Genomic DNA, 1,428 nt, shown 5'->3' on the forward strand with positions numbered 1-1,428 from the left:
TCGAAACACAATCATGGCACTCGATGCCGAGCGGCTTGCCGCTGAAGCGGGAAGTCTCCTTTTTACTCATTCAAGCCGACGCCGCTTCGCGGCGCGGCTTAATTCAGGCGTTATGCCCCTGATGAGCACTCTCTATCGCCAACGAACAGCTTTTGAAAAGCAGCTCCTTGCTGAGATTGGCCCGCAACTCAATCGATCAGAGTGGAAAAAGAGCAGTTGCGCACTTTTCCGCCAGTCCAACGGCATCTATCAAGACATCTTAATTTCTGTCCATCGCAATTCCGCTGCAACAACCACCGAGTTACGGATCAAGCCAATGGCCCTAGATCCGATTCTCTGGGACATTCTGGACATCCCAGAAAATCGGGACAAACCGCTGTCCTTTCGCACATGGGGTGCCTTCACTTGCTCCGGTATTCCTGTCTATGAGGCTCAAATAGAGTCCCCTGGAGACGCTGCTGGCGATGTCGCCCGCCGACTGACTGAACTGTACAAGGCCAAGATCAACCTGGCAGATCAAGTTCTGTCGGACAAACCATTTTCAGAGTTGGCAGCCTCGCATCCAAATCAGGTAGAGCGCGGCGCATACGCCGTCACGCTCGTTGCAAGCTTGATCAATGACGGAAATCTCGACCTTGCTTATGACACGGCCAACTCATATGCCGCCGGAGTGCTTTCCTCCTGCTCAAACCTCGTTAGTTCCGGCAAGTCTTTTCATCAGCTCGCGGTGGAGTGGCTGGATGCTGGTAAGTACTCAAAACGTGCGCTCCATGCCGCGGCAGGGGCATAACAATTCATTCAAGCCGAACCCGCTTCGCGGGTCGGCTTAATTCAAGCGTTAGGCATCACATAGATGGACGGTCTTCGCTTGCTTGAGATGATTCGGAGCAAACGCCCCCCAATCATGGTGATATTGCTATGCGCAGTCTATTGCGCAACAGCTTCGCGCGGCTTAATAGGGCTGGTTACAATAGGCTCGGGTCTTTATCGACATGGTGTTGTTCATACTCACCACCTCGTTTTTGAGGTCGTTCTCGTCCTCCTATCATCAGTGGTTGCATTTGCTTCTCTAGCAACAATAGTCGGTAATCGAATTGCTCGCCTCTGGCTAACGGTCGCGCTAGTTTCTCTAGTTCCACTTGTTGTTGCGCTTGGTGTTTATGACGACTTCCATGAGCATCAGTATGTCTCTCCTGGGCCAGTATCTTTACTGTGGATAATTAACAGCATTAAGTGGCAGGTGTACTTTCTCCGCGAAATTGTTCCAGCTTCGCTAGTAGTACTTGGTGCGCACTATTGGTTTCTGTACCGCACAAGGTCCGCAAAGGCTTACTTCGATAGCGTCTGTGATGCCTAACAATTCCGTAAGGAGCTTCCCGTCAACCCCGAGTGCATGACGCTCTTGCCTTGAGCTTCAGGCGTTTGCTG

At 51.8% G+C, this 1,428-nt stretch carries 1 protein-coding gene; it reads left to right on the forward strand.

The features are described 5' to 3' along the window. A partial coding sequence (locus Q0863_RS18425; protein WP_298581759.1) for a hypothetical protein occupies positions 1-790 on the forward strand: 790 nt, incomplete at its 5' end. Positions 791-1,428: the final 638 nt, after the last annotated feature.

Origin of the sequence: uncultured Luteimonas sp. (assembly GCF_947492465.1) — a bacterium.
GTDB lineage: Bacteria > Pseudomonadota > Gammaproteobacteria > Xanthomonadales > Xanthomonadaceae > Luteimonas.